Raw genomic sequence first — 24,364 nt, forward strand, 5'->3', positions numbered from 1 at the left:
CAAGGATGGCCCATCGCGGCGGCCCACGCTCCAAAGCCGGAGTGAGGGCACACCGAGCCTAGGCGAGGTGCCGAGTGGTGGGGCGAAGGCCTTTTGCTTACTTTTGGGCCTTTCCAAAAGTGAGCCGCTGTAAGAGCGGAACCATAAGTCGCCGTGACCGCAGCAACGGATATGTACACCGACACCCCCCTCACGAAACAACCTCCCCAACCACCACACCGTCCAACCACCACCGCGCCAACCCCAAAACATTGGGCGCCTTGAGCAACGTAAAGTGATTCCCCCCACCATACCAAACCTGCAACCCACTCCCCTGCCGCCGCCACCCCTCAACCATCAACCCCTGCTCCCGCTGATTCCCCGCCGCATCCAACGCCGGGTCCTCAGCCAACACCAACCGCACCACACCGTTAAATCGCGCACCCGGCCGATACCGCGTGCGCAACGCCGCCGCATAAGTCCGCGCCGGCCCATCCATCGCATCCACAGCCGACCGCCCCGGCAACAGACCAACGCCGACCATCCCTGCATGTAACTGCCGCCGCTGAACCACCTCATCACGCCCGGCAAAATCCCCCAGATCAATCCCCAGCGATTTCCCCGCCGACAACTGCATCGCCTCAATCAACCGCATCAACGCCGCCGTCGTCGTATAAGGCCTAACGGCGCGCTCCGGAGACTCACTGTCAATCACCGTCAACGAAGCCACCTCCCGCCCCGCCGCCTGCAACCGCAACGCCATCTCCAGCGCAACCCACCCCCCAAACGAATGCCCGACAAGATGCACCGCCCCCTGCGGACACTCCTGCTCCAACGCCTTCAAATAACAAGTCGCCGCCGCTTCCACCTGACTATGGGGCACCGCCTCACCGTCCAACCCACGCGGCTGCAAGCCAAACAACGGCCAATCGCGTCCCAACGCCTCACTCAAACCAATAAACCCGGTGACGCTATCCCCCGCCCCCGGCACACAGAACACCGGCGCATACCCTGCCCGGCCACTCTGAATCCGCAGCAAGGGCTGATGCGGTGCCTGAACCTGCGGCGTGCACGTCACCAAGGCCTCAGCCATCGACTGGCCCAGCGCCTGGATATGCGGTGCCTGCATCATGCTCTGGTGATCCCCCGGCACCGCCACCTGGCGCAATTGCCCCGGCGCCAACACCTCATTCCACCCCAGTGTTTCACTGCGCCGCGACAACTCGGTCGGCCGCTCACTCGCACTGAACAGATGCACCGCGATCGGCAACGGAAACAGGCTGTAATGCGCCAACGCATGCCCGTGACCCACTTCCCGCTCGATATAGTTCAAGAGGTCCGCATCCGTCGCCGCTGCCATTTGCGCGTGCAGCACACCTTCATCGCGACAACGTTGCAGCACGCCTGCAAAGTCCAACTGTCCAACCTGCGCCTCCAACTGCCCAAGGCTCGCCAGCTCATCCACACCTCCCTGTGCTTTCCAATGCGCCGTGCACTGCAACAGCAAATGCAGCTTGAGCGCGTCCGGCCCGCTCCAGCGCGCCTTGCCTTGGTCAGTCATGCGCGGTACATAGCTGTCGATCAAACCGAGAAACTCAACCGGCTCATCCAGCCCCAGCAATTGCATCGCCACTTCATAGGCCAGCACCCCGCCGAATGACCACCCGGCAACCCGGTAAGGCCCATGGGGCTGAATGCCTCGGATCAACCCGACCATCCGCGCAGCCAGACCTTCCATCGTGTTCAGATTCGGTTCGCCCAGCGCCACACCCGGCAAGCCATAGATCGGATAGTCACCCGGCAAATGCTGGCCCAGCGCCGGGAAATACACGTCCATACCGCTGAATTCGTGGACCAGGAACAACGGCGCTTGCGAACCACCGCTACGCACCTTGATCACCGACGTGTCACGCACCGGCTCATCCGTACGCTGGCGCAGCATCGCGGCGACGGAGGCCACACTGGCATGCTGGAACAGCTCAGCCAGGGACACCTGCAACCCCGCTTCTTCCATCAGGTTGACCAGCCGGATCGCCAGCAATGAATGCCCGCCCAACTCGAAGAAACTGTCATGGCGACCAACCTGCTCCAGCTTCAGCACCTCGGTCCATAGCTGGGCCAGGGTGTGTTCCAGTCCATCGGCCGGTGCTTCAAACTCACGGCGGTTGAACGTGTCCAGGGCCGGCACCGGCAAGGCCTTGCGGTCGACCTTGCCGTTGGCGGTCAACGGCAGGTGATCCAGCGGTACAAAGGCCGACGGCACCATGTACTCCGGCAATTGGCTTTGCAGATAGGCGCGCACGTTGTCGATGTCGACAGGCTGATCAGCCCAGGTGAAATAGGCCGCCAGGCGCTTGTCGCCCGGTGCGTCTTCGCGAGCCAGCACCACCACGTCCTGGATACCGGCGAAGGTCGCCAAGCGCGCTTCGATCTCGCCCAATTCGATGCGGAAACCACGGATCTTTACCTGGTCGTCATTGCGCCCGATGCAGTCCAGCAGGCCATCCGCCGTCCAACGGCCGAGGTCGCCGGTGCGGTACATCAAGGCCCCGTCAATCAAAGGGTCTCGCACAAACTTTTCAGCGGTCAGATCAGGTCGATTCAGATACCCCAAGGCCACGCCATCCCCGCCTATGCAGATTTCTCCGGTCACGCCCACGGGCACCGGCTGCAGGTGCGCATCCAGCACATGAATCTGCGTGTTGGAAATCGGCCGACCAATCGGCACGCTGTCGGCGTCCTCAGCCAGCGCGCGCACCTCATAGGTAGTGGCGTAAGTGGTGGTTTCGGTCGGCCCATAGCAATGCACCAGGCGCAACGCGGGCGCCTGGGCCAGCAGGCGGCGGAAGGCGGCCGGGTCGGCACGCTCGCCGCCGCACAGCAGGATGCGCAAGCCCGCCAGGGCCTGGGGAATCAGCTGCACATACTGGTTGAACAAGGCCGTGGTGACGAACAGCACCGTTGCGTCCGCCAAAGCCACGCCGAAGGCTGCAGGATCCAGCAAGGTGGCGTGGTCGATCACCTGCACCTGGCCGCCGTTGAGCAGCGGGCCCCACACGTCCATGGTGCTGGCGTCGAATGCCGGGTTGGAGGCGAAGGCCACGCGGTCGCTGGCATTGAAGTCGGCGTAGCCATTGTTGATCACCAACCGCGTGATGCCGCGATGGGGCACCAACACACCCTTGGGCGTGCCGGTGGATCCGGAGGTGTACATGATGTACGCCACGCTGTCCGAGGACTGCGACAGGTCCGGGTTGTGGCTGGGTTGTGGGTCGAGGACCAAGGTGTCCAGGTCCAACCGCTGTACACCGTAGTCGACGGCCATATCGCTGCGGGTCAACAACCAGACGGCGCCGCTGTCCTGCACCATGAAGCCCTGGCGTTCGACGGGTGCGTTGATGTCCAGCGGCACATAGGCGGCGGCGCATTTGAGCACGGCCAGTTGGCTGATCAGCAGGTCCAGGCCGCGCGGCAGCAGGATCGCCACGTTATCGCCGGGACGCAGCCCAAGGCCCAGCAGGTGATGGGCCAGGCGATTGGCACGGATATTCAGCTCGCCATAACTCAGTGACTGCCCGCCATGCAGCGCCGCCAATGCGCCAGGACGCGCCTGGGCCTGGGCTTCGAACAGGCGTTGCACGGTGTGTTCACGCGGGAATGGTCGCGTGGTGGCGTTGAACTCGAGCAGGTGCTGGCGTTCGACGTCAGGCAGGATCGGCAAGTGGCTGATACCCATCGCGCTGCCTTGTTCCAGCGCCTGCACCACCTGTTCCATGGCCACCTGCAAGTAGCCGCACAGCCGGCGTGCGCCCTGCCCCACGACTTTCAGCGAGAACCCTTCGCCCAGGTCATCCACGCTCACTGACAGGCCGTAGTTACTGTGTTCTTCAGCCTTGAGCAGCCGAATGCCCTGCCATGCTTCGCTGGCAGCCTGCGGCGCACTGTGGCGATAGTTGAACAGCGTGTCGAAGAGCGGCGTCGTCGCCGGCACCCCGCTGCAACGCTGGGCCAAGGCCAGCGGCGCCTGTTCATGGCTGAGCAATTGGCTGAGACGTGCATGGGTGGCCCGCAGCGCGTCGCGCACCGAGTGTTCACCCAGGTCGACCCGCAGCGGCAAGGTATTGATAAACACGCCCATGGCCCGCTCGGCGCCTTCACCGCCTTGCAAGCGGCCAAGCATCACGCTGCCAAACACCACGTTGTCGCGGCCCGAAACCTTGCCCAGCACCTGGGCCCAAGCCAGGTGCATCAGGCTGGCGGCGCTGACGCCGGATTGCCGCGCTTGGGTGCGCAGGCGTTGGCTCAATTCCGCATCCAGTGGGCGTTGAATCGGCTCGTTGCGGCCCAAGCGTTCGACCTGGGTCGGTTCATCGATATCACCGAGCATGTCGCGGAAGAACGCTTCATGATCCTCCGCGCCTACGCGGGTCTGGGCCACATAGTTGCGGTACGGCACCGCCGCGCCCAAGGTGTGTTGAGTGCCCATGAGGAACGCCTGCATCTCCTGTTGCAGGATCTCCAGGGCGATGTGGTCCATCACCAGGTGGTGGAACAGCAACGTGGCACTGTCCGCGTTGACCACCAGGCGCATCAACGGCGCTTGCGCCAGATCAAGCCGTTCCGGCACCGCGCCGTGTTCGACGCGCAGCGACGCCTCGCGCCACACCACCTGCACCGGTTCTTCCAGGCCGTCCCAATGGAACGATGAACGCAGGATGTCATGGCGCAGGATCACCGCCTGCAAGGCCAGGGCAAACGCCTCCAGGCGCTGTGGGCTGTCGAATGCAAACTGCGCGCGCAACACATAGTCATCAGCGCCCTGCACCGCGCGATGCTGATACAGCATGCCGGCCTGCAACGGCGCCAGCGGGTAGATGTCCTGCACATTGGCTGCGCCGCCCGGAATGCAGGCGACGATACGCTCGATGGATGGCTGATCCAGTTGAACCAACGGCAACATATCCGGGGTGATCGCGGTGCAATCAGGCGCGATGCGATTGGCCGGCACCACCACTTCCCGCCCCCCACCCAAGGTCGCCGCCAAGGCTGACAAGGTCGGCTGACCGAACAACACCTTCACGTCCGCCGACAACCCGAGGCGGCGCATGCGCCCCATCAGGCTCACCGCGAGCAACGAGTGCCCGCCCAGTTCGAAGAAGTTGTCGTGACGACCCACGCGCTCCACGTTGAGCAACTCGGCCCACAGGCTGGCCAAGGCGATTTCCGTGTCGCCCTGGGGCGCTTCGTATTCGCGTACCACCACCGACTCCAGGCCCGGCGCAGGCAACGCCTTGCGGTCAAGCTTGCCATTGGGGCTCAGGGGCAAGCTGTCGAGGTGCACAAAGATCGCCGGCACCATGAACTCCGGCAGGTGCTGCAACAGGTGCGCGCGCAACCCGTCGATCTCGCTGAAAGCCCCGGTGTAGTAAGCGATCAAACGATTGTCGCGGGCGATCACGGCGGCTTCGTTGACCGGCGGATAGTCGGTGAGGCGTGACTGGATTTCCCCCAATTCAATGCGCAGGCCACGGATTTTCACCTGGTCGTCATTGCGTCCCAGGTACTCAATCGTGCCGTCTGCCAAGTAGCGGCCCACGTCGCCGGTGCGGTACAGGCGACCGTCGGTGAACGGGTCCTTGAGGAAACGCTCGGCGGTCAATTCCGGCCGGTTCAGGTAACCCCGCGCCACTTGCACACCGCCAATGAACAACTCGCCCACCACGCCCAAGGGCACCGGCTGCATCTGTGCATCCAGCACATACATGCGAGTGTTGGCGATGGGTTTGCCAATCGGCGTGTTGTCCGGCGTTACCGGCCCGGCGCAATTCCACGCGGTCACGTCGACGGCGGCTTCGGTCGGGCCATACAGGTTGTGCAATTCGCTGCCCGGCAACTGCTGCTTGAAGCGCCGCACCAGGCTGCCCGGCAAGGCTTCGCCGCTGCACATCACCCGCACCAGACCGGCCGCTTGGCTCACGTCGCCATGGGCCAGGAACACATCCAGCATCGACGGCACGAAGTGCAGCGTGGTGATCTGCTCAGCGGCGATCACCTCGCACAGATAGGCCGGGTCTTTATGCCCGCCAGGACGCGCCATCACCAGGCAAGCGCCAGTGAACAGCGGCCAGAAGAACTCCCACACCGATACGTCGAAACTGAACGGGGTTTTCTGCAACACCCGGTCATGGGCTTGCAGGCCATAGGCGTCCTGCATCCACAACAGGCGGTTGACCACGCCGGGATGGTCGTTGATCACGCCCTTGGGTTGGCCGGTGGAGCCGGAGGTGTAGATCACATAAGCGCTGACGCCTTCTACACCGGGGTTGTCTTGACGTTGGTGCTGCCAGGTCGACCGATCCAGATCGACCACCGGCACATCCCCCAGCAACCCGCGTGTCGCGCCCTGGGCCAGCACCGCGACCGGCGCGCTGTCCTCCAACATGTAGGCGATACGCTCCAGCGGATACGCCGGGTCCAGCGGCACATAGGCCGCGCCGGCCTTGAGAATCGCGTACAGGCCGATGACCATCTCGAGGCCACGTTCCACACAGATCGCAACCCGTGAATCCGGCTGAACGCCGATTTCCATCAGGTGATGCGCCAACTGGTTGGCCCGTGCATTCAGCTCGGCATAGGTCAATACAAGGTCATCCGCCTTGACGGCGATGGCATCCGGTGTCCGCGCCACCTGCGCTTCGAACATACCGTGCACGGTCTGGTCGAGGTCGTAGGCCACCTCGGTGGCATTGAAGTCGAACAGCAAATGCTGACGCTCGCGCTCATCCACCAGCGCTACCTGCTCCAGCACCGCCTGGTCGTTATCGACCATGGCCTGCAACACGCGGGTGAAATAGCCGACATAACGCTGCACCGTCGACTCATCGAACAGCGCCACCGCGTACTCCAGCGCGCCGATGATCGAGCCCTGCACTTCGCTCAAGTCCAGGGACAGGTCGAACTTGGCAAAATGGCTGTTCTCGACGATGCCTTCCAGGGCCAGGTCGCCCAAGGCCAGGGTCGGCGCGCTGCTGTCCTGCCAGGTCAACAGCGTCTGGAACAGTGGGCTGTGGGCCAGGCTGCGCGGCGGTCGGGTGATTTCCACCACCTGCTCGAACGGCAGATCCTGATGGGCCTGGGCTTCCAACGCCAGCGCCTTGACCCGCGCCAGCAGCGCCTCGGTGCTCAGCTCGCCGGAGGTGTCGATGCGCACGGCCAAGGTGTTGACGAACAGGCCGATCAGCCCTTCCACCTCGCTGCGTGTGCGATTGGCGACGGGCGAGCCGATCACCACATCCTGTTGCCCGGACAACCGCGCGAGCAGTGAGGCCCAGGCGCTCATCAAGGTCATGTACAAGGTGGTGCCGTGGCGTTGGCTCAAGGCCTTGAGCCCGGCGGTGAGGCGTTCGTCCAGGCGCACCTCGACACTGCTGCCGGCGTAGTCCTGTTGCGCCGGGCGCGGGCGGTCAGTGGGCAAGGTCAGCAAGGCCGGCGCACCGGCCAGCGCCTGCTGCCAATAGATGCTCTGGCGATGCAGCACTTCGCCGCTCAGCCACAGGCGTTGCCATACGGAGAAGTCGCCGTACTGGATCGGCAGCGGCGGCAATGGATCGGGCTGGCCGTGGCTGAACGCCTGGTACAGCGCCATCAGTTCGCGGGTGAGCACGCCCATGGACCAGCCATCGGAGACGATATGGTGCAGGGTCAGCAACAGCACATGGTGATCGTCGGCCATGACCATCAGGCGCCCGCGCAGCAGCGGGCCGCGTTCCAGGTCGAACGGCGCCGAGGCCTCGCCGTGGATCAACGCATCCAGCGCCTGCTGGGGTTGCGGATGGCGACGCAGGTCCTGCACTTGCAGGGACAGCACGTCTTCGGCGGGCACGATCAGCACCTGGGCGTCATCGCCATGCTGGGCGAAGCGGCTGCGCAGGGTTTCGTGGCGCGCGACGATGCGGGCGAGCGCCCGTTGCAGCGCCTCGACATGCAACTGCCCACGCAAACGCAGGCCGATAGGAATGTTGTAGGCGGTGTTGGCGCCCTCCATCAGCGCCAGAAACCACAGGCGCTGCTGGGCAAAGGACAGCGGCACTGGTTCATCGCGATTGGCCGGCAGGATATCCGGCAAGGTGCTACGGCCGGACTGGGCCAGCACCTCGGCGACGGCGGCCAGTTCGGCATTGGCAAACAAATCGCCGAGCAGCAACTCGACGCCAAGGCGCTGGCGGACCTGCGAGACCATGCGCATCGCCAGCAACGAGTGGCCGCCCAGTTCGAAGAAGTGATCACGGCGCCCAACGCGCTCCACGTGCAGCACATCGGCCCAGATCTGCGCCAGCACGCTTTCGATTTCGCCTTCGGGTGCCGCGTACTCGCGGGTAAACACGGCGGCCATGTCCGGCGCCGGCAAGGCCTTGCGGTCGAGCTTGCCGTTGGCGGTCAGGGGCAGCGCGTCCAGCTTCACGTAGGCGACCGGGACCATGTAGTCCGGCAGGTGCGCTACCAGCTGGGCGCGGATATCGCCCACAGCCAATGGGTCGAGTTGGCGGTTTTCGGTGAAATACGCCACCAGCCGTTCTTCCCGCACCAGCACCACGGCTTCCTGGATGCCTGCCACTTGGTTGAGCTGGGTTTCTATTTCGCCCAGTTCGATGCGCATGCCGCGAATTTTTACCTGGTCGTCGTTGCGCCCCAGGTACTCGATATTGCCATCCGGCAGCCAGCGCGCCAGGTCGCCGGTGCGGTACATGCGCCCAGCGTTGAAGGGATCTTGCAGGAAGCGTTCGGCGGTCAGTTCCGGGCGGTTCAGATACCCCCGCGCCACGCCTTTGCCGCCCACGTACAACTCACCGGCCACGCCCAATGGGACGGGACGCTGTTGCTCATCGAGCAGGTAGACCGTGGCATTGGCGATGGGCTTGCCGATATGCAGCGGCTGGCCGGCCTCGATCTTGCCCGACGTCGCAACCACGGTGGCCTCGGTCGGCCCGTAGTTGTTGATCAGCTCAAAGCGCTGCGCTCGGTTGAATTGGCGCAGGCGATCGCCACCGATCAGCAAGGTGCGCAGCGTCGGGTGCTCGATCTGCTGGCTGAAGGCGTACTCGGCCACAGGCGTGGGCAGGAAGCACACGTCCAACGGCTGCGCGCACCACCAGGCCAACAACGCGTCGACATCTTCGGTGCCGTCATGGGCCGGTGGCAGGTGCAGGGTCGCGCCCACGCACAGCGCCGGCCAGACTTCCCAAGCCATCGCATCAAAGCCGAACCCGGCGACGCTGGCGGTGTGACGTCCGGCGCACAGGTCGAAGGCGTTGCAGTGCCAGTCCACCAGGTTGGCCACGGTGTGATGCTCCACCATCACGCCTTTGGGCAGGCCGGTGGAGCCGGAGGTGTAGATCACATAGGCGAGGTTGGACGGGGTGACTGCCACCGTGGGGTTGCTCGCCGAATGATGCTGCCAGGTGAAACGGTCAAGGTTGATCACCGGCACGTCAAGGGCCGGCAAGCGCTCCAACAAGGCGTGCTGGGTCAACACCGCCACCGGGGCGCTGTCGGTCAGCAGGTAGGTGAGGCGCTCGGCCGGGTGCGACGGGTCCACCGGCACATAACAGGCGCCGGCCTTGAGGATCGCCAGCAAGCCGGCCAGGGTGTCCAGGCCCCGTCGGGCGACAATGGCCACACGGTCGTCCGGCTTGACCCCCAGCGCCAGCAGATGATGGGCCAGCAGGTTGGCTTGCTGGTTGAGTTCGGCATAGGTCAGCTGACGGCCCGAATGCACGGCGGCAATCGCGTCCGGCGTGAGGGCGGCCTGGGCTTCGACGCGAGCGTGCAGCGTGGTGCCCTGGGGGAAATCCGCTTGCGTGGCGTTGAAGTGTTCCAGCAGCAGACGCTGTTCATCGGCCGGCAGCACCGAGATTTGGTTGAGCGCGGTGTGCGGCGCCTGTTCCAGCGCGGTCACCAGGTTGTCCAGGGCGGTTTGCAGGTAAGCGCAGACACGCTGCGGATCGACCTGGGTGGTCGCCAGCAGACGCAGGATAAACCCAACGCCCAGGTCATCCACGCTCAGGGTCAGCGGGTAGTTGGTGCGTTCATCCGAACGCAGCGTCTCGATGCCCTGCCACGCGGCCACGGCTTCGCTGCTGGTGCCGGTGCCGCTGTGGCGATAATTGAGCAACGCGCTGAACAACGGCGTCGGTGCCACCACCCCGCTACACCGTTGCGCCAGCGCCAGGGGTGCGTGTTCGTGGCGCAGCAGCGCGGTGAGGCGCGTGTGAGTGGCCTTGACTGCGCTGCGCAGGTCGTCGCCGCCCACGTCCACACGGAATGGCAAGGTATTGATGAAAATCCCCAAGGCGCGGTCCGTGGCATGTCCACCTTGCATACGGCCCATCAGTACGGTGCCAAACACCACTTGGGATTTGCCGGCCAGCACGCTCAGTACCTGGGCCCAGCCTAGGTGAAACAGGCTGGCAACGCTGACGCCCAGCGATCGAGCCTGGGCGCGCAGGCGCTGGTTGAGCGCGTCCGACAGCGGCCAATCCAGTTCATTGATGTCACGGCCATCGCCCTGTACATCCTGCAAGCCGAAGGGCAAGGTCGGCTCGACCACATCGCCAAGCATCTGCTGGAAAAACGCCTCATGCTGTTGCTCGCTGACACCCAGCCGCGCCTGCGCCACGTAGTTGCGAAACGGCACGGCGTGGCCCAGTTGCCCAGCGTGGCCTTGAAGAAAGGCCTGCATTTCATGGCGCACCACTTCCAGGGCACTGTGATCCAGGGCCATGTGATGGAACAGCAGCATGGCGACGATGCGCCCCTGCGCCGGGTCCTTCGCCCAGGCCAGGCGCAGCAGCGGCGCCTGGGTCACGTCCAGCCGATAATGGCGGGCATCGAAGCGCGTGTGCAGTTGGGCAGCAATGTCGCCGTCGACCGGGTCGAGTTCCAGCGCCTGCACCGGCAGCTGCGCGCTGCGCCAGACCACTTGCGACGGCTGTTGCAATCCGTCCCAGACCACGCCGGTGCGCAGGATGTCGTGACGGTCGATCACCCCTTGCAGGGCCAGGGCAAACGCCTCGAAACGCTCGACACTGTCGAAGGCGAATTGCGACTGCATCACATAGGGGTCGCCCTGCTCGGTGCTGACGTGGTGAAACAGGATGCCTTCCTGCAGCGGCGCCAGCGGGTAGATGTCCTGGATATTCGCCACGCCGCCGTCGACCGTGGCAACGATGCGGTCGATCTCATCCTGGCTCAGCTCGGAAAGGGTCAACATGGCCGGCGTGATCCGTTCGGCATTGGCCGGGATGCCATTGGCCGGCACCTCGTTGGCGGCCGAATACTCGCCGGCCTTGATCAGCTCGATCAGCGCCGGCTTGTGTTCGCGCAAGGCGGCGAGAATCACCGGGTCGCTCAGCGCTTGCTTGTTGCCTTGCACCGACAACTGCTCGCCCTTGAGCGCGAGTTGCACATCCTTGGTTTTCAGCGTCGCCAGCAGTTCGAGAATGCTCACAGGACGATCTCCATTCGTTCAGTCATCGCGGCGTAGCCAGCCAGGGTCGGCTGTTCGAACAACGCACGCACATCGGCTTCCATGCCTTCCTGGCGCAAGCGCCCGATCAAGCTCACGGCGAGCAGCGAGTGCCCGCCCAGTTCGAAGAAATTGTCCTGGCGCCCTACCCGTTCCACGTTGAGCAGCTCGGCCCAGAGTTGCGCCAGGAGGATTTCGGTGTCGCCCACCGGGGCTTCGTACTCGCGCACGGTCAAGGCTTCGCTGCCCGACGCCGGCAAGGCCTTGCGGTCGAGCTTGCCATTGGGGCTCAGCGGCAACGCGTCGAGGTGCACGAACAGCGCGGGCACCATGAAATCCGGCAGGTGGTGCAGCAGGTGTTCGCGCAGGTCCGTTGCCCGAACGCCGGTGTAGTAGGCGACGAGCCGGTCTTCGCGGGCCAGCACGGCGGCCTCGTTGACCTGCGGATGTTCCAGCAAACGGGCCTGGATCTCGCCCAGCTCGATGCGCAGGCCACGGATCTTCACCTGGTCGTCGTTGCGGCCCAGGTACTCGATTGTGCCGTCAGGCAAGTAGCGCCCCAGGTCGCCGGTGCGGTACAGGCGGCCGTTGGTGAACGGGTCCTTGAGGAAACGTTCGGCAGTCAGTTCGGGACGATTGAGGTAGCCCCGCGCCACCTGCACGCCGCCGATGAACAACTCGCCCACCACGCCCAGGGGCACCGGCTGCATTTGCCCATCCAGCACGTACATGCGGGTGTTGGCGATGGGTTTGCCAATCGGCGTGTTGTCCGGCACGTCCGGGCGCGCGCAGTTCCAGGCGGTCACGTCCACCGCCGCTTCGGTCGGGCCGTACAGGTTGTACAGGCCGATACCCGGCAGTTGCTGCTTGAAGCGCCGCACCAGGCTACCCGGCAGGGCTTCGCCGCTGCACATCACCCGTTGCAGACCCGCCGCCTGGCTGACATCGCCATGGGCCAGGAACACATCGAGCATCGACGGCACAAAGTGCAATGTGGTGATCTGTTCGTTCGCGATCACCTCGCACAGATAGGCCGGGTCTTTATGCCCACCCGGACGCGCCATCACCAGGCAGGCGCCAGTGAACAGCGGCCAGAAGAACTCCCACACCGACACGTCGAAGCTGAACGGGGTTTTCTGCAACACCCGGTCGTGGACCTTGAGGCCGTATGCGTCCTGCATCCACAACAGGCGGTTGACCACGCCGGGGTGGTCGTTGATCACGCCCTTGGGCTGGCCGGTGGAACCGGAGGTGTAGATCACGTAGGCGCTGAGGGCCTGCACCTGTGGGTTGTCAATGGATTGGTGTTGCCAGGTCGGCCGGTCCAGATCGATCAGCGGCGCGTTGCCCAGCAACCCACGCGTACTGCCTTGGGCCAGCACCGCGACAGGCGCGCTGTCTTCCAGCATGTAGGCGATACGTTCCAGCGGATACGCCGGGTCCAGCGGCACATAGGCGGCACCGGCCTTGAGGATCGCGTACAGGCCGACCACCATGTCCAGGCCCCGCTCCACGCAAATCGCCACCCGCGAATCGGCTTGAACGCCCATTTCGATCAGGTGATGCGCCAGCTGGTTGGCTTGTGCATTCAATTCGGCATAGGTCAATGCCAGCGCACCCGCCTTGACGGCGATGGCGTCCGGCGTGCGCGTCACTTGCGCTTCAAATAGGCCGTGCAAGGTCTGGTCGAGGTCATAGGCGACCTCAGTGGCATTGAAGCCCGACAGCAATTGCTGACGTTCCTGGGCCTCCAGCACCGGCAAGCGATTGACCGCCAACTGCGGCGCCTGCTCCAACGCGTCGACCAGCCCTTGCAAGGTCACTTGCAGGTAACCGCAGAGGCGTTGCGCGCCAATCGACTTCGCGGTCATGGCAGTGAGGCGGAAGCCGTCGCCCTGGTCGTCCACGTTCAGCGTCAACGGGTAATTGGTGCGCTCCTCGCTGGCCAGGGTCTGGATGCCTTCCCAGGCCTGGGACACTGGCGCCTGCTGGCTGTCGCTGTGGCGATAGTTGAGCATGGCGCTGAACAACGGCTGCGGCGCGGCGACACCGCTGCACCGCTGGGCCAGGGCAAGGGACGCGTGTTCATGCCCGAGCAATGCAGTCAACCGCGCATGGGTCTGCTTGACCGCCACGCGCACGCCGCTGCCATCGATGTCCACGCGCAGCGGCAAGGTGTTGATGAACATGCCCAGCGCCCGGTCGCTGCCTTTGCCGCCTTGCATGCGCCCCAGCAACACGGTGCCGAACACTACGTTTTCCTGGCCGGAGGTGCTGGCGAGGACTCGCGCCCAGGCCAGGTGGAACAGGCTGGCGGCACTTACGCCGAGCAAGCGCGCCTGGGTCCGCAGGCGCTGGTTGAGAGTTGGGGCCAGGTTCAGCTGGACCTCTTCGATAGCATTGCCGTCGCCGCGCACGTCCTGCAGGCCGAATGGCAAGGTCGGTTCGTTGATATCGCCGAGCATCCCACGGAAGAACTGTTCGTGTTCCTCTTCACTGACACCCAACCGCGCCTGGGCCACATAGTTACGGTACGGCGTGGCGTCACCGGCAGGTTGTGGTTGCCCGAGCAGGCTGGCCTGCATCTCATGGCGCACACCGTCGAGGGCGGTGTGGTCGAGGGCGATGTGGTGGAACAACAGGATCGCGACCACGCGCTGATTGGCCGGGTCCGGCGCGTACACCAGGCGTATCAGCGGCGCCTGATTCATCGGCACACGGTACTGGCGCGGGTCGAAGCGCTGATGCAGTTGGCCGATCACGTCCGCCTGCACCTGCAAGCGGGCCTTGCGCCACACCACTTGCAGCGGCTGGGCCAAGCCTTCCCAGACCACGGCGGTGCGCAGGATGTCGTGACGGTCGATCACCTGTTGCAGCGCCTGGGCGAAGGCATTCAAGCGGTCGAGGCTGTCGAACGCCAGATGCGATTGCAGCAGGTAAGGGTCGCCCTGACCCGCGCTGATGTGGTGATACAGAATGCCCTCCTGCAACGGCGCCAGCGGGTAGATGTCCTGCACATTGGCGGCGCCACCGGGCACCTGGGCGACAACGTGGTCGATGGTCGATTGGTCGAGTTGCACCAGGGACAACAGATCCGGGGTGATGCGTTGGCAACCCGCCGGAATGCGATTGTCCGGCACCGACACATCACGTCCACTGCCCACGGCAGCCGCCAGCGCCGCCAGGGTCGGCTGGCTGAACAGCACGCGCACATCGGCACTCAGGCCGACCTGGCGCATGCGCTCGATCAGGCTGACGGCCAGCAACGAATGGCCGCCCAGCTCGAAGAAATGGTCATGGCGCCCGACCTGCTCCACTTGCAGCACCTCCGCCCAAATACGCGCCAGGGTGCTCTCAACCTCGCCTTGAGGTGCTGCGTACTCGCGCGTCAGCAACGCCGCCTGATCCGGTTCCGGCAACGCCTTGCGGTCCAGCTTGCCGTTGGCGGTCAGGGGCAAGGTCTGCAGCTTTACATAGGCGACCGGCACCAGGGCATCCGGCAACTGGGCTTGCAGTTGCGCGCGCAGGGTGTCGATATCCACCGGTTGTTGCTCGGTGAACCAGGCAATCAAGCGCCCTTCGCGCACCAGCACCACCGCTTCGCCGACGCCGTCCAGTGCGGCCAGGCGGCTTTCGATTTCACCCAGTTCAACCCGCACGCCACGCACTTTCACCTGGTCGTCATTACGCCCCAGGTACTCGATATTGCCATCGGGCAACCAGCGCGCCAGGTCACCGGTGCGGTACATGCGGCCTTCGTTGAACGGGTCGTGCAGGAAGCGTTCGGCGCTCAGGTCCGGACGGTTCAGGTAACCCCGCGCTACGCCGCTGCCGCCCACATACAACTCGCCCGCCACACCCACCGGCACCGGCCGCAAATGCGCGTCCAGCAGGTAGACGCTGGCATTGGCGATGGGCCGGCCGATATGCAGCACCTGCCCGGCGCGCACGCGGCCGGAGGTGGCAACTACCGTGGCTTCGGTGGGGCCGTAGTTGTTGATCACTGCAAAGCGGCGTTCCTGGGTGAACTGGCGCAGGCGATCACCGCCAATCAGTAGAATGCGCAGCGTGGGGTGTTGCAGGTGCTGGCTGAAGGCGTATTCGGCCACAGGCGTTGGCAGGAAGCTGACGTCCAGCGGTTGCGCCAGCCACCAGGCGAGCAGCGCATCGATGTTTTCATTGCCCACATCGGCCGGTGGCAGATGCAACGTGGCACCCACGCACAGCGCCGGCCAGACCTCCCAGGCCATCGCATCAAAACCGAAACCGGCGACGCTGCTGGTGTGGCCCGTCGCAGCCAGGCCAAAGGCCTCGCAGTGCCAGTGCACCAGGTTTTCCACGGTGCGGTGCTCCACCATCACGCCCTTGGGCTGGCCGGTGGAGCCGGAGGTGTAGATGACGTAAGCCAAATGCGTCGGGGTCAATGCACTCAGTTGCGGGTTGCTGACGGCCTGCTGCTGCAAGCGCGGATCGTGCAGGTCGAGGCTGGCAACCGCACCCAACAGGTCGCGGGTACTGGCTTCGGCCAACACCGCCACGGGGGCGCTGTCTTGCAGCAAGTAAGCGATGCGCTCGGCGGGATACGCCGGGTCGACAGGCACGTAGCCGGCACCGGCCTTGAGGATGCCCAGCAAACCCACCAGCATCTGCGGGCCGCGACGGCAGCACAGGGCGACGCGATCGTCAGGCTGCACGCCCTGTTGCAACAGATAATGGGCCAACTGGTTGGCGCGAATATTGAGCTGCTGGTAGGTCAGCGATTCGCCATCTTGCACCATGGCGATGGCGTGAGGTTGGCGCTCGGCCTGGACCTCGAATGCCCCATGCACCGTGTGGCCCTTGGGGAAATCGCTGGCGGTGGCATTGAACTCGCGCAGCAGGGTTTCGCGCTCCGCTGTCGGTAGGATCGGTAGCTGGGTCAGCACAGTCTTCGGTGCGTTTTCCAGCGTGTCGACCAACTGCTCGACGGCGTTGTGCATATAGGCACACATGCGCTGGGCACCGATCTGCGGCAGCGCCAAGACGCTCAGGCCGAAGCCCTCACCCAGGTCATCCACACTCAAGGTCAGCGGGTAGTTGCTGCGCTCTTCACCGCCAAGCAATTGCACCCCCTCCCAGATACCATGGCCGTCGCGGGCCATTTCGCCAGGCGTGCTGTGGCGGTAGTTGAGCAAGGCACTGAACAGCGGCGAGGCATTCGCCACGCCGCTGCAACGCTGGGCCAGCGCCAGGGACGCATGTTCGTGGCCAAGCAAGGCGCTCAAGCGCCCATGGGTCGCCTTGACCGCGACCGCCGCCGGCGCTGCTACATTGACCCGCAGCGGCAAGGTGTTGATGAACATGCCCAGCGCACGGTCCGCACCGTCACCAGCCTGCATGCGGCCCATCAATACGGTGCCGAACACCACGTCGTCACGCCCGGACACCAGGCCCAGTACCTGCGCCCAGGCCAGGTGCATCAGGCTTGCCGCGCTGACGCCCAACTGCCGCGCCTGTTCGCGCACGCGCTGGGCCAGCACGGCATCCATCGGCCATTCGGCTTCTTCGATCTCACGCCCATCACCCTGCACGTCTTGCACACCGAACGGCAAGGTCGGCTCATCCACGTCAGAGAGCATGTCGCGGAAGAAGGCTTCGTGTTCCTCCACGCTGACACCCAGGCGCGCCTGGGCCACGTAGTTGCGGAACGGTGCCGCCTCGGGGAAGTCCTGCGCCGGGTTGAACAGGAACGTGCGCATCTCCTGGCCCACCACTTCCATGGCGGTGTGGTCCAGCGCCAGGTGGTGGAACAGCAGGATTGCCGCGACGCGGTTGTGTTGCGGATCCTGGGCGTAAACCATGCGCAGCAGCGGCGCCTGGGTGATGTCCAGGCGGTAATGGCGGGCATCGAAGCGCGCATGCAATTGTTCGATGACGTCGCCGTCCGCCGGGTCCAAGGCAACCTCTTGGACAACCAGTTGCGCCTCACGCCACACCACTTGCACCGGGCTGTCCAGGCCTTCCCAGACCACGCCGGTACGCAAGATGTCATGGCGGGCCACCACCTTTTGCAATGCGCCCATGAACGCGTGCAGGCGCTCGATGCTGTCGAATGCCATGCGCGATTGCAGCAGGTACGGATCACCCTGCTCGGCACTGATGTGGTGGTAAAGAATGCCTTCCTGCAGCGGCGCCAGCGGGTAGATATCCTGCACGTTCGCCGCACCGCCCGGCACGTTCGCGACGATTCGCGCGATGGCCGCCGGGTCGAGCTGTACCAGCGTGAGCATGGACGGCGTGATCTGTGTGCAACCCGCTGGAATGCCATTGGCCGGCACCACGACTTCCCGACCGCTGCCCACGGCGGCGGCCAGCGCCGCCAGGCTTGGCTGGCTGAACAACACACGCACGTCGCAGCTCAGGCCGACCTGGCGCATGCGCTCGATCAGGCTGACCGCCAGCAATGAATGCCCGCCCAACTCAAAAAAGTGATCGTGACGGCCCACGCGGTCGAGCTTGAGCACGTCCTGCCAGATCTGCGCCAGCTGGGTTTCCACTTCGCCTTCCGGCGCTTCGAAGCCACGGCTGAGCAGCGCACTCTGGTCCGGCACCGGCAGGCCCTTGCGGTCGAGCTTGCCGTTGGCGGTGAGCGGTAACAGCGCCAGCCACACATAGGCCGACGGCACCATGTAATCCGGCAGTTGGCCTTGCAGGTGGGCGCGCAGTGTTTCGATGTTCAACGGCTCACGGGCGGTGTAGTAGGCCACCAGGCGCTTGTCGCCGGGTTCGTCTTCACGGGCCAGCACTACGGCGTCTTTTACGCCGGGGAAGCTGGCCAGGCAGGTTTCGATCTCGCCCGGTTCAATCCGGAAACCACGGATCTTCACCTGCAGGTCATTGCGCCCCTGGTAGAGCAAGGTGCCGTCGACCTGCCAGCAGGCCAGGTCACCGGTGCGGTACAGCAGGCCTTCACCAAACGGGTTCGGGATGAATTTTTCGGCGGTCAGTTGCGGCTGGTTCAGATACCCCTTGGCCACGCCCGCGCCGCCGATGTACAGCTCGCCCACCACGCCCAACGGCACGGGTTGCTGACGCGGGTCCAGCACGTAGGCCTGGGCATTCGCTATCGGCCGGCCGATGGGAATGCCGCCCTCGCCCACCGAGGTGATCTCGAAGGTGGTGGAAAAGGTGGTGGCTTCGGTAGGCCCGTAGCCGTTGAGCAGGTGCTGGGGTTTGCCGTGTTCAAGTACGCGGCCAATTACCTGCGGGTCGAGCACATCGCCGCCGACGATCAGGTAACGCAGTTGGCGGAACACCGGCATCAGCGCGTCGGCGTACTGGTGGAACAGCCCGGCGGTCATCCACAACACGCTGACGGATTGCTCCTGCAATAACGACGCAAACGCCGCCTGGGACAACAGCACGCCATGCTCGACCACCACCACGCAGCCGCCATTGAGCAACGGCGCCCATACGTCGAGGGTGCTGGCATCGAACGCCGGGTTAGAGGCAAACGCCACGCGGTCGCGCGCGTTGAATTCGGCGTAACCGTTGTTGAGCACCAGCCGCGAGATCGCGCGGTGCGGCACTTGCACGCCTTTGGGCGCCCCGGTGGAGCCGGAGGTGTAGAGGATGTAGGCGACGCTTTCGGCAGACTGCGGCAGTTCAGGGTTACGCGGAGACTGGGCATCCAGGTTCAGGTCGGCCAGGTTGTTGAGCACCCGGTGCGCACCGCTGTCCTGCACGATAAACGCTTGGCGCTCGACCGGCGCGTTGACGTCCAGCGGCACATACACCGCGCCGCACTTGAGGATCGCCAGCTGGCAGATCAGCAGGTCGAGGGAACGCGGCAGGGCAATCGCCACACTTTCGCCCGGTTGCACGCCCTGGCTGAGCAAGTGATGGGCCAGGCGGTTGGCATGCCGGTTGAGATCGCGGTAGCTCAAGGACAGCTGGCCATGCACGGCCGCCACGGCTTCCGGACGGGCCAGCGCCTGGGCTTCGAACAGCTGGTGCACGGTGAGCTGGGACGGGTATTCACGGGCGGTGGCGTTGAAGTCCACCAGCAATTGGTGACGCTCGGCGGCGGGCAGGATCGATACCGCCTGCAACGGTGTGGTCGGCGCCTGCTGCAACGCGGTCACCAGGTGGCGCAACGCGGTGAGCATGTACTCACCCACGCGTTGTACATCGAGGGTCGCGACACCCTGTACGGTGAGCGCGAAGCCCGTGCCCAGGTCATCGACGTTGAGCACCAGCGGGTAGTTGCTGCGTTCTTCGGAGCTGAGAATCTGGATACCGGAGGCGGCGAACGGGCTGTCTCCCGGCGCGTCCCCCGGTGCGCTGTGGCGATAGTTGAGCAAGGTACTGAACAGCGGCAGCGAGCCCGGCACGCCGCTGCAACGCTGGGCCAGGGACAACGAGGCGTGCTCATGCCCGAGCAATTGCGCCAGGCGTGCATGGGTGGCGCGCACGCCGGCTTGCACGCCGACCGTGCCGAGGCTGACACGCAGCGGCAAGGTATTGATAAACATGCCCAACGCGCGGTCGGCGCCCTCGCCGCCCTGCATGCGGCCCAGCAACACGGTGCCGAACACCACGTCCTGTTGGCCGGACACCTGCCCCAGCACCTGGGCCCAGGCCAAATGCACCAGGCTAGCGGTGCTGACACCCAATTGCCGCGCCTGTTCGCGCAAGCCCAGGCTGAGTGCCGGTTCCAGCGGCAGGTGAGCTTCAAGGATGCCACTGCCGTCGCCATTCACGTCCTGCAGGCCGAAGGCCAAGGTCGGCTCATCGATATCGCCGAGCATTTCGCTGAAGAAGGCTTCGTGCTGGGCCTGGCTGACCCCAAGTCGCGCCTGGGCCACGTAGTTGCGGTACTGCACGGCGTCCGGCAGTTGTGCGCTGTTGCCAGACAGGCTGGCGCTCATTTCGTCCACCAGCACCTGCAACGCGGTGTGGTCCAGCAGGATATGGTGCAACAGCAAGATGCCGAAAAAACAGCCTTGCTCTTCTGAGTAGGCGAAGCGCATCAGTGACGCGCGGGTCAGGTCGAGGCGGAAGTGACGCGGGTCGAAGCGTTGCTGCAGTTGGGCCAGGGACTCGTCGCTACGCTCAACGGCCAAGGTCGCCTGACGCAAGACCACCTGCACCGGCTCGTTGAGGCCTTCCCAGAGAATCGCGGTGCGCAGAATATCGTTGCGTTCGATCACGCTGTGCAGTGCCTGGATGAATGCGTCCACCGCTGCCTGATCGTTGAAACTGAACTGCACCTGCAACACGTAGGGATCGCCCTCGGTGGTCGCCAGGTGATGGTAGAGAATGCCGGCCTGCAACGGCGCCAGGCCGTAGATATCCTGCACGTTGCTGAGGCCACCGGGTACGCTCTGGATGATGTGGTCGAGCGCCGCCTGGTCCAGTTCCACCAACGGCACCATGTCCGGGGTGATGTGCTGGCTGGCCTGGGTAATCAGGTTGGCCGGGACTTGCACCTCCTGTTGCCCACCCACGGCTGAGGCCAGTGCCGCCAGGGTCGGTTGGCCGAACAGCACGCGCACATCGGCGCTGAGGTCGACCTGGCGCATGCGCTCGATCAGCTTGACCGCCAACAGCGAATGGCCACCCAGTTCGAAGAAGTTGTCGTCACGGCCGACCTGATCGAGCTTGAGCAGGTCTTGCCAGATCGTGGCGATGGCGGTTTCCACCGCGCCTTGTGGCGCTGTATAGCCGCGACGGGCCAGGGCGTCGGCATCCGGCGCGGGGAGTGCCTTGCGGTCGAGCTTGCCGTTGGTGGTCAGCGGGAATTTATTCAGCTGCACAAAGGCGCTGGGCACCATGTGCTCGGCCAGGCTCTGCAGCAGATGGTCGCGCAGATCGGCTGCCTGTAGTTCGCCCTCGGCAATCACGTAGGCCACCAGGCGCTTGTCGCCCGATTCGTCCTCACGGGCGATGACCACCGCGTCACGCACATCAGGGGCCGTGGCCAGGCGCGCTTCGATCTCGCCCAGTTCGATGCGGAAACCGCGGATCTTCACCTGGTCATCGTTGCGTCCCAGGTATTCGACGCTGCCGTCGGCCAGCAGGCGGCCGAGGTCGCCGGTCTTGTAGAGCCGCTGGCCGGTGGCCGGGTCGGCCAGGAAACGCTCGGCGGTCAGTGCTTCACGGTTGAGGTAACCGCGCGCCACCCCGGCGCCGCCGACGTACAACTCACCGACCACCCCCAACGGCAGCGGCTCGCGACGCGCATCCAGCACGTACAGCTGCAAGTCGGGAATGCGCACGCCAATCGGGCTGACGCCAACCAATTGCACATCCGCCGCTTCGAGGGCGCGATAGGTCACGTGCACGGTGGTTTCGGTGATGCCGTACATGTTTACCAGTTGCGTCCCAGCATTGATCGCCCGGGCGTACCACGGCTTGAGCATGCCCGGCTCCAGCGCCTCGCCGCCGAAGATCACCTGGCGCAAGGAGTGGGATTGCGGGTTCTGGCTCTGTGCCGCAATCAGCTGGCGGAAGGCGCTCGGCGTCTGGTTGAGGATGCTCACGCCCGCTTCGCACAGCAGCGAATAGCAATCATCCGGCGAACGGCTGACCAGTTGCGGCACGATCAGCAACTGGCCGCCGTGCATCAGCGCGCCCCAGATTTCCCACACCGAGAAATCGAAGGCGAACGAGTGGAACAACGCCCACACATCGTTAGCGTTGAAGCCGAACCAATGCTCGGTGGCCGTGAACAGGCGAGCCACCTGGCGGTGTTCGATCATCACGCCCTTGGGCTGGCCGGTGGAGCCAGAGGTGTAGATCACGTAGGCCAAATGGGCCGGGCTGACCCTGACCCGTGGGTTGACGAGGGACTCACCGCGCAAGCCATTAAGGTCGATCTGTGGCAGGTCGCCGACCAAGTGACGCGTGTTGGCTTGTACCAGCACCGCCACAGGCGCGCTGTCGGCCAGGGTGTAGGCAATGCGCTCCAACGGGTAGGCCGGGTCGATCGGCACATAGCCGGCGCCCGCCTTGAGGATGCCAAGCAAGCCAATGATCATCTCCGGACCGCGCTCCACGCAGATCGCCACGCGGTCATCCGGGCAGATGCCTTGGGCCAGCAGGCGATGGGCAACCTGGTTGGCGCGCTCGTTGAGCTGGCGGTAGGTGAGGCGCTGGTTGTCGAAGCGCAAGGCGATGGCTTCGGGCTGGGCGGCGGCGTGGGTTTCGACTTGCTGATGGATCAGGGCGGTGTCGGCGTAGTGTGCGGGGCTTTGATTGAGGCTGTGCAGCAGGGTGTGGCGTTCGGTGTCGGGCAGGATATTCAGGCCGCTGAGCGGCATGTCCGGTCGTTGCTCCAGGGCATCAGCCAGGCTTGCCAGGGCGGTGTGCAGGTAAGTGGCAACCCGTTCGGCACCGATGGACGCATCGACCATCACGGTCAGCGCGAAATCCTCCCCCAGGTCATCGACGTTGACCGTCAGCGGGTAGTTGGTGCGCTCCTCGGCGCCCAGTACACGGATGCCCTCAGCGACGTCGATCACCTCGGCCATGTCGGTGGCGGCGCTGTGGCGGTAGTTGAGCATGGCGCTGAACAACGGCGCAGGTGCGGCCACGCCACTGCAACGCTGGGCCAGCGCGAGGGACGCATGTTCGTGATTGAGCAAGGTCGTGAGGCGTTCATGGGTGGCCTTGACCCCGGCACGCACACCCTGTTCGCCCACATCCACACGCAGGGGCAAGGTGTTGATGAACATGCCCAGGGCCCGTTCACCGCCCTCGCCCGCCCCCATGCGGCCGAGCATCACAGTGCCGAACACCACCGCGTCGCGCCCGGAGACCACGCCCAATACGCGGGCCAGCGCCAGGTGCATCATGCTCGCCACGCTGACGCCAAGGGGGCGTGCCAGAGCGCGCAGGCGGCGGCTCAGTAAGCTGTCGACGGGGATGCGTGCCTCGTCGATGCCCAGGCCGTCACCCTGTACATCCTGCAAACCGAAAGGCAGCGTCGGCTCATCGATGTCCGCCAGCATCTCGCGGAAGAACGCCTCGTGGGCTTGCTCGCTGACGCCATGGCGTACCTGGGCGATGTAGCTGCGAAACGGCACCGGCTCACCGGCCTGGGCGTGCTCGCCGGCCAGGTACAGCTGGATTTCATGGCGCACCACGTCCAGGGCGGTGTGGTCGAGGATGGTGTGATGGAACAGCAGGGTTGCCGCTACACGCCCAGTGAGCGAATCTTCGGCAAACACCAGGCGCAGCAACGGCGCCTGGCCCAGGTCCATGCGATAACTACGCGGATCGAAATCAACCGCCTCGCAAGACAGGCTCGCGTTGCGCCACACCACTTGCAACGGCTCGTCGAGGCGCTCCCAGACCATGGAGGTGCGCAGGATATCGTGACGATCGATCACCCATTGCAGCGCTTCGGCAAACGCCTCCAGACGCCCACGGCTGTCGAACTCGAACTGCGCGTGCAACACGTACGGATCACCCTGCTCCGCCGACAGATGGTGGTACAGCATGCCTTCCTGAAGCGGCGCCAGTGGGTAGATATCCTGCACATTCGCCGCGCCGCCGGGGATGGCCGCGACAATCCGGTCGATGGCCGCCTGGTCGAGGCTGACCAGGGGCACCATGTCCGGGGTGATGCGGTAGGCCGGGCTCAGCCAGTCGCCGCCATGTTCGGCCACCAGTTCGAGCAGCCGGGGCTTGTGGGCGATCAACTGATCCCACAGCGCATCGTCCAGCGCGTCGTCATCACCCAGGATGATCAGGTCGCCATCTTCCAGTTGCAGACGGATCGCATGGGTGGAAATCGCTGCCAATAATTCGCTGAACTGCATGGGGGTAACCTGCCTGATAAGTCACGGTGGAGAAGAAAGTCCGTTTTCAGCTGCC

2 protein-coding genes are annotated in these 24,364 nt (G+C 64.8%); both read right to left on the reverse strand.

What is annotated here, in order from left to right:
- Positions 1-190 precede the first annotated feature (190 nt).
- The gene (locus tag ACP7BX_RS25425) at positions 191-11,485 is read right to left on the reverse strand and encodes an amino acid adenylation domain-containing protein (protein ID WP_426127938.1); all 11,295 of its coding nucleotides are present in this window, start codon (positions 11,483-11,485) and stop codon (positions 191-193) included.
- Entirely contained in the window at positions 11,482-24,309 is a 12,828-nt protein-coding gene (locus tag ACP7BX_RS25430; RefSeq protein WP_426127936.1) for an amino acid adenylation domain-containing protein, read from the reverse strand. The genes ACP7BX_RS25425 and ACP7BX_RS25430 overlap by 4 nt, the downstream gene beginning before the upstream one ends.
- Positions 24,310-24,364: the final 55 nt, after the last annotated feature.

The organism is Pseudomonas sp. DWP3-1-3b3 (genome assembly GCF_049896305.1).
GTDB lineage: Bacteria > Pseudomonadota > Gammaproteobacteria > Pseudomonadales > Pseudomonadaceae > Aquipseudomonas > Aquipseudomonas azotoformans_A.